This window comes from Microcoleus sp. B5-D4, from assembly GCF_036705145.1.
GTDB lineage: Bacteria > Cyanobacteriota > Cyanobacteriia > Cyanobacteriales > Microcoleaceae > Microcoleus.
Genome location: NZ_JAUBTV010000080.1, coordinates 1 through 8028 on the forward strand (window position 1 = coordinate 1; position 8028 = coordinate 8028).

Below are 8028 nucleotides of genomic sequence, written 5' to 3' on the forward strand. Positions count from 1 at the left end.
AGTCATTAGTCATTAGTCATTAGTCATTAGTCATTAGTCATTAGTCATTAGTCATTAGTCATTAGTCATTAGTTATTGATTCTTGGCTAATGACTGATCGGAAATGCTTTTTTTAACCGCAGATGAACGCTGATTAACGCGGATGTATGAAAACTAAGATTAAACAGGAAATAAAATCGGATATTTTGTCGTGGTGGGTGCTGATAGTGGTTCCTTTAGTTGGGATGGTAGTAGTGAATTTACCTCCTAATTTGCGTTTTATTTCAGATAATTTTTCTAACAAAAGTCCCGAAAATCTCGATACTAATTACCGCTATCATTTTTCGGAAAGTTTGAGAAATAATCCCAATCAAAAAGAAGCAATTCAGCAAGAGATTGCTTTTTACCAGCAGCGGTTGGCCGTTGATTCCCGCAGCGGTTTGAACCGGGCGGCGCTGGCGGGATCTTATTTGAAAATGGCTCGCGCTACTGGGGAGGGAGGTTGGTTTTTATTGGCAGAACAAGCGGCTCAAAGGTCGATCGCCGATTTGCCTTTTGACAACCAAGGTGCGTTGTTAGTTTTAGCTCGAATTGCCGAGGCCAGACACGATTTTGCTACTGCTTTGCGCTTTGCTAAACAGGCGGGTTCTGACAATGAAGATGCGATCGCCCTTTCAGTTACATCTCACTTAGCAATGGGAAAAGTGAGCGAGGCAAATGTAGCCGCAGAAGCCTTAGTTAAACGGATTCCTAACTTGGGTTCTCTCACTTTAAGAGCTTTAGTGAGAGAGTCTCAGGGCCGAGATGCTGAGGTTGTGCAGGATTACCGGCAAGCAATGGCGGCGGAGGAACCAGGAGAGGTTGCTGGTTCGGCGCGGGCCCGATCGCTCTTGGGGCGGTTTTACGCGCGTCGTGGGCAGTTTGTGCAGGCGAAAGCGCTGTTTTTGGAGGCGCTGCGGTTGGTGCCGCGATACCCGCTGGCGCTGATTTATTTGGCGGATTTGGAGACGCGCCAGGGCAATTATCGGGAGGCGGAAGGCTATTACAGCAAGGTTTCTGCGTATTCTGGCGGGGTTGAGACTGTGTTCGATCGCATTGTCGATCGCGGTATGGCGAGAGTTAAAGAGTTAGAGGGAGATGCGATCGAATCCCGGCGACTTCGCGACAAAGCAGAAGCGGGGCTGCGACAGGAACAGGTTTCTGGATCTAGCGGTTTTGGACACCGGCGCGATTTGGCAAGTTTGCTGCTGGAAAAAGGTCGATCGCAGGATGTCGCGGAAGCGCTGGCGTTAATGCAGGAGGAGGTGAAAATTCGCCGGGATGCGGTGACGCTGGATACTTTAGCTTGGGCGCTTTCCGCCGCTGGGGAATGGCAAAAGGCCGATCGAGTGATGGCCGAAATAGTGCGATCGGGGATTCGGGATGCGGGGATGTTTTACCGGGCTGGTGCGATCGCCCGGACTTTAGGTAAGGATGCTGAATCTCGCGCTTATTTTCAAAACTCCAAGGAAATTGATCCGACTTTTGACGATCGATCTCGCCAAGCATTAGGTTTGGGAAGTTATGAATTTTGAGCCGTAGGGGCGGGTTCACCAATAATCTTATGGGATAGAGACAATTTAAATAAACCCGCCCCCACCCAACGATAAAACTCTTAAAAGGATATACTTATGCAATACAAACTAAACCGACTGCCAAAATTTTTCATTTTATTCTTCCTAACACTTTCCTTGTTACTAACAACCTCAACCAGGCCCGTTTACTCGCACTGGTCAGACTTATCCGTAGCAGAAATAGTAGTCAACGATTTGCAAACCGAAGTAACATTAACTTTCCCAACAGGCTTAACAAACTTCGCCGACGACAATCGAGACAGCCAGCTACAACCTGCTGAAGTTCGCAGCCACCAAACACAACTAGAAAAGTTTTTCAGCCAACAAATTCGCATCACCAACAGCAGCAACATTCAAGGCTCCGTAGCAGTAAACCCGCTAGAAATAGCAGCTAAAAGCACCAGTGTTATCCAGCAGCCCAATACCCACAGCACCTTAATTTTACACTACACCTGGCCCGCACCTTCTCAAGATAAAACTCCCGCTTTACCTGATGCAATTTCCATCTCCAAACCTAATTTTCGGATTAATTACAATCTGTTTTTGCCCGGAGTTCCGACAGCTAGCTGTCAAGCTACGATTGTGCAAGCCGGTGCTGTAAAAAGCTTTGTGTTTACGCCGCAAAACCGCGACTTTTTGTTAGCAGGAAAGGAATCTATCTGGGATTCAGGTTGGAGTTTGCTGCTAGCAGTAGCGGGAGCATTTGCTTGGGGATGCGTGCACGCGATGTCGCCCGGACACGGAAAAACCATAGTCGGCGCTTATTTAGTGGGTTCGCGGGCTACTCCTATACACGCTTTATTTCTAGCAGCAACAACTACAATAACTCACACTGCGGGCGTGTTTGCGGTGGGCGGAATTAGTTTGTTTGCTTCTAACTTAATTGATCCAGAAAAATTAGATCCTTGGCTGAGTTTAATCTCTGGTTTATTAGTAGCCTTCATCGGGCTAAATTTACTATTAAAAAAACTCAAGACTAGGTTATACCATTTATCTAAAATCGTGCAACACTCTTCGACCCCCCCTAGCCCCCCCTTGCAAAGGGGGGGAACAAGAATACTGTTGCATTCTTTTTTAAAATTGGTATTAGTTGTGAAAACTGAATTCATCAAAAAAATTAAGAATAAATTTTTTAATAAAAACTGGTTTTTAAGGACGGAACTCCTTAATATAAACCGTGAGGAACCAGTAAACCTTTTAAATAGAGGAAGTTGGGAGAGAGAATTTACACCTGTAAAACCAGCTATATCTCACGACTACCACCATCACGGAGACGGCCGTATTCACTCGCATTTGCCCCCCGGTGCGGACGGTTCTGCTATTACTTGGAAAAGCTTATTGGCCTTGGGAATTTCCGGCGGTTTGTTGCCTTGTCCTTCGGCTTTGGTGATGCTGTTGAGCGCGTCGGCTTTGGGCAATGTTGGTTTGGGAATGATGTTAGTGGTAGCGTTTAGTTTGGGATTGGCTTTAGTGCTGAGTGCGATCGGGTTAATCTTAGTTTATGCAAAACGAAATTTTGATAAACTGCCAAAACAGATAACAGCAGTTAAATTTCTGCCGACGCTTAGTGCGATGTTTGTAATGTTTTTGGGGTTGGGAATTACCGGACAGGCGATGTGGAAAATATTGGCTGCCAATCAGTGGGTAATTGGCAATGGATAAGCATAAAATTATGACTCTCGCTCCTAACTACAAACTTACGAATAAGTCGGATTTTAGATACCCGATTTCTGCAAGAAGCCGGGTATCTGGGTATTCTGTTTTTTAGCCGTTGCTCACTTCTCAGGCCGCACTATGTTTATTAATAATTTCGGCTAAATCCGGTACTCCCTTTTCTACATAAGTCTTAGCTGAGGGGCGGAGTTTGCCATAGGCGCCTTTAACCATCGATCTTGTGCTTTTCTCGACCCTTTTGTCACTTATCTGGAGCAATTCGTCTGCTACTTCACCTTTTCTTTGGGCTAGATATTCTACTGGGTTGCCATTGTTTACGGCTTCAGTCCACATCGGATCGAGTGCGATCGAGATTTCTGGCAGAAGTTGATCGACGACTTGGGCGCAATAGTCAGCCCGTATCCCCTTGACAGTAGAGTAGGCAGCTTTAAGAGCCATGCCACCCAATCCTGACGCTGCAGCAACTTGTTTGTCTATCAACTTCACACAGTCATTCACAAAAGTTTCTCTGTTGTTTTCATTCAATAGAATATCGCTAAGTCCCATTTTTACTCTCCTTGATTTAATAGTCAATGTGCTTATTAGCTTTGAGCTCAATCTGAAATCATATATCTATTTTGAGCCTTTATTCAAGGTTTCCCAAGTTTTTTAAGGTTTGAATGTCTTTATAAGACAGCCTGATGTTGAGATTTGTTGAGTATTTTATGGGAATTAATGTTCGATCTACTACTAATTATTGGTCTACGGTTTGTAGTAAGGGCTTTAGTCCTTATTAGGTGATATTAATGAGGACTAAAGCCCTGACTACAAACTGATGATTTGTGAACAGCCACATAGAAAAGAGGACAGCTCGAAAAAAATATTAGAAAGGCTCTGCCTAAGTTTGAGCGCCCTTGCACGTATGATCTGGCACCTATCATTAGGATTGGACATTGGGCTTGATGCCCGCAGGTACTGCAACGACAGGAAGTTTCTGGGTTTGAGCCGGGCGATCGCTCGATCGCAATACCAAATTTTTCGGTAATTTCGCGGAAGTGCTTAGTCCGGGAAATATGTGAAGCGATAAGGTTAAGCCGGCCGCCAATAATACTTTTTCTAACATGGCATTGTCTCCCATACATATGCCCTAGGGCATAATTCCTCTTACACCTCCAACATATAAACATCCTCAGTCGCTTGGTGCGATCGCACGGGCATAGTTTAAGTGACATCTATCACCACTGAGAAGGGGGTGATGGGGATAGGGGGTGATGGGCCCTAGGGAAGTGGGGGAGAGTGGGAAATCTTTCCTCGCACTTCTACCGTCAATATCCGTTGAAGGTGTTAAATTCCTTACACTGGTTCGTTGGCAAACTTCCCCCCAAATCGAGAATTGTCCTTGAGAAAGAAGCCGTTGAGTCTCTCTCAAAGGTAGAATTAGCGCGTAGAAGTTATTTGACACAGCGGAGGTACCGACAATATGCTTGCATACATTCTGGCGTTGGCGGTCGGTCTAGGCAGCTTCAGTATTTACATGGCGGCCTTCTTTTTTCCAGAAGTTCACCGCAAAAGTGATTTTACGTGGAGCGGGGTAGGGCTTTTTTATGCGTTAATTTTATGGGCTTGTGCGGGACGAATTACTGGTGCTCTCCTGCTTGGTCAAATGGCGGGCGTGGCGATGTTGGGCTGGTTTGCCTGGGAAACTCTCACTTTGCGCCGGCAGGTGACGCCGATTGCTGAGCAAACGCCGATTCCTCAGTCGGCGAATTTGGCTGCAGCAGGCGTGCCGTTTACTGGCTTGTTTGCCAAGAAACAAGAGCCCGCAGCGAAAAAACCTAAGTTTGTTCGATCGCCCAAACCGAAAACTGATGTGGTTCCAGCACCCACTGTGGATAAGGGCGAGGTAAAGCTAGAGGAAAAACCGGCGATTTCCCCCATAGCTGAAAGTATTGCTGAAAGTTCGATCGACGAGCTAACGGCCGAAAGTGCGATCGCCCCTGACTTGAAAATTCCCGACTCAAAACCACCTGCAATTGCCGAAATACCAGTGTTTTCAGTCGAAACTCCTGCTGCTGAGACTTCACCAACCCCAGCAGAATTAGCCAGCAGCTTCACTCCTCTACCTCTACCTCTAGAAATTTCAGAAATTGCCGTTGCGCCAAGTGTGGAGCCAGTAGAGGCTCAGCCAGAGCCTCAACAGCAGCCAGAAGTCGATGATTTTGACGAGGAAACAGAATGGAGGACAGCCGTTAAAGAGTCGCAGGCGGCAGCGGCAGCGGCGGCGGCCCCAACTCCAACTCCTCCTAAACCAGCTAAAAAATCCGGCGGTTTCGGTAGTCTGTTTGACAATATCAAAAATAGTCTCGGCGGTATGTTGGGACGGGGTACGGGTAAAAACAAATCTGATGCAACTCCCCAGACGCCAAAACCCTCAGTGACTCCAGAATCGATCGCACCGGAATCTAAAATAACGGCAACTCGTGCACCGGGTATTGACCAAATTCTGGAATCCGAATTAGCCCAGGCGGCTGCGGAAGTGGCAGCCGAAAGCAGCAACACTGCTGTGGAAACAAGCCAAGGAGTGCCTTTTCCCACCAATGTTGAAGCAATGGCCGCGTTGATGGCCACAGAAACCGCGAGTTCTGACAAAATAGGGGACGGGACGATCGAAGAGCGATCGTCCGCTGACACCCAGACACCTCTGGCTGCGGTTGGTGAACCGGAAGCAGAAGCCCCTGCTGTATCTCTGGAAACCCAGACACCGCTGGCTGCGGTTGGTGAACCGGAAGCAGCAGCAGGCGTAACGGAAGCAGAAGCCCCTGCTGTATCTATAGAAATGACTGTGGTGGAAATGGCAGCGCCTGTAGAGATAGAAATACCGGGAGAACCTGGGTTGAGCGTGCAGGTGGAAACGGTTTCAGTATCAGTGATCTCGATCGAATCTACAGGTGAAGAACTCTCTTCTGAGGCAGAACAAACTGAATTGAGTCCCCCGAATCCCCCCGATCAGAATCTAGTCGAAACTGCTAAACCGGCCACTGAATCCAAGTCTGAGAATGTATCCGGCGAAGATAAGCCATCATCTTGAGCCAAAAAGCAAAAGGTAGAAACCAGAATTTTTTTTGATTCTGCCTTCTGCCTTCTGCCTTATTACTTTTTACTTTTTACTTTTTACTTTTTACTTCTTCCTTCTTCCTTCTTCCTTCTTCCTGACATCCGTTACATCCGTTATATCCGTTACATCCGTTACATCCGTTACAGAATCCGTTGCCGAACTTCCTTCTTCCTTCTCTTTTAATATTATGAAAGCAATTATGGTCGTGGGAACAACATCTCACGCAGGGAAATCTTTACTCGTGGCAGCTTTGTGTCGAATCTTTTCTCGGCGAGGCTGGCGGGTAACTCCGTTTAAAGGTCAGAATATGGCGCTGAATTCCTATGTCACAGCGGCCGGCGGAGAGATTGGTTACGCTCAAGCAGTGCAAGCTTGGGCTGCGGGCGTCGCACCTTGGGTAGAGATGAATCCGATTTTGCTCAAGCCACAAGGAGACATGACTTCTCAATTGATTGTCAAGGGCAGGGCGATCGCCAATGTGCGAGCATCTCAATATTACGAGCAGTATTTCGATATCGGCTGGCAAGCTATTCGGGACTCTTTAGAATTTCTCAAGCAAGAATTTGACATGATTGTGTGTGAGGGAGCCGGTAGCCCAGCAGAGATTAATCTCAAACACCGCGATTTAACAAATATGCGGGTAGCTAAATATTTAAAGGCTCGGACTTTGCTAGTAGTTGATATCGATCGCGGCGGTGCTTTTGCTCACATCATCGGTACTTTGGAATTGCTCGATCCCGACGAACGAGCTTTAATTAAAGGATTCATTATTAATAAGTTCCGAGGGCAAAAATCGATCTTAGATCCGGGCCTGACTTGGCTAGAAGAAAGGACGGGAATCCCGGTAGTTGGGGTGATTCCTTGGATAGACGAAGTGTTTCCCTCAGAAGATTCTCTCGATTTGCTCGATCGGCGTTCTCCCAATTCTCAAACCGACATAAATATTTCGGTCATCCGCCTGCCCCGAATTTCCAATTTTACCGACTTTGACCCCCTGGAGTCGGAAACTACCGTCACAGTCAAATATGTCAGCCCAAAAGACCATTTAGGCCATCCAGACGCCGTGATTTTACCAGGCTCTAAAACTACAATTTCCGATTTACAGGTGCTGCGCCAAACAGGTATGGCAAAAGCTATTCAAAATTATTTAGTAGCTGGCGGTACAGTCATGGGAGTTTGCGGCGGCTTTCAGATGCTGGGACAAAGTATCACCGATAAAGAAGGCATTGAGGGAGAAAAGGGAGAATTTCCAGGATTAGGATTGCTGCCTTTGAAAACTGCGATGGCACCGAACAAAATTGCCCGCCAACGAATCGTAACATCTAACTATCCTCAACCGGGTTTGCCAGTTTCCGGTTACGAAATTCATCAAGGAAAAACGCAAATCCTAGAGTCAGATTTGACTCAACCGCTATTTGACGATGCTAGTTTAGGCATTGTCAATACTTCTCAATCAATTTGGGGTACATACCTGCACGGCATCTTTGACAACGGAGCTTGGCGGCGAGCTTGGTTAAATCACTTGCGGCAGCAGCGGGGACTCCGCGCATTGCCTACAGGTATTCCTAATTACCGAGAACACCGCGAAACTCTGTTAGACTCTCTAGCAGATACAGTGGAAAAGCATTTAGATATAAAGCATATTTTAGGTTAATTAGTTAACTGTTG

The 8028-nt window shown here is 46.7% G+C and carries 6 protein-coding genes; 4 read left to right on the forward strand and 2 right to left on the reverse strand.

All coding sequences use genetic code 11. The features are described 5' to 3' along the window. Positions 1-146: 146 nt before the first annotated feature. Entirely contained in the window at positions 147-1553 is a 1407-nt protein-coding gene (locus QUB10_RS27015; protein WP_333206248.1) for a hypothetical protein, read from the forward strand. Positions 1554-1649: 96 nt separating this feature from the next. After that, positions 1650-3254: a HoxN/HupN/NixA family nickel/cobalt transporter gene (locus QUB10_RS27020; protein ID WP_333206249.1), complete on the forward strand. Its 1605-nt coding sequence runs from the start codon at positions 1650-1652 to the stop codon at positions 3252-3254. Positions 3255-3374: 120 nt separating this feature from the next. On the opposite strand, the gene QUB10_RS27025 is transcribed toward QUB10_RS27020, so the two are convergent. Together QUB10_RS27025 and QUB10_RS27030 are read right to left on the reverse strand one after the other, a co-directional pair. Further along, positions 3375-3812, reverse strand: coding sequence for a DUF6918 family protein (locus QUB10_RS27025; protein ID WP_333206251.1), 438 nt, complete (start codon positions 3810-3812; stop codon positions 3375-3377). A gap of 373 nt (positions 3813-4185) precedes the next feature. Beyond that, positions 4186-4368: a hypothetical protein gene (locus tag QUB10_RS27030; protein ID WP_333206253.1), complete on the reverse strand. Its 183-nt coding sequence runs from the start codon at positions 4366-4368 to the stop codon at positions 4186-4188. Positions 4369-4725: 357 nt separating this feature from the next. On the opposite strand from QUB10_RS27030, the gene QUB10_RS27035 reads away from it, so the two are divergent. Both QUB10_RS27035 and cobQ read left to right on the forward strand, forming a co-directional pair. Further along, on the forward strand, positions 4726-6333 hold the full coding sequence (locus tag QUB10_RS27035; RefSeq protein WP_333206255.1) for a Ycf66 family protein: 1608 nt from the start codon (positions 4726-4728) through the stop codon (positions 6331-6333). A 214-nt stretch (positions 6334-6547) separates the two neighbouring features. Continuing rightward, positions 6548-8014, forward strand: a complete 1467-nt coding sequence (cobQ, locus tag QUB10_RS27040) for a cobyric acid synthase CobQ (RefSeq protein WP_333206257.1) — start codon at positions 6548-6550, stop codon at positions 8012-8014. Positions 8015-8028 lie beyond the last annotated feature (14 nt).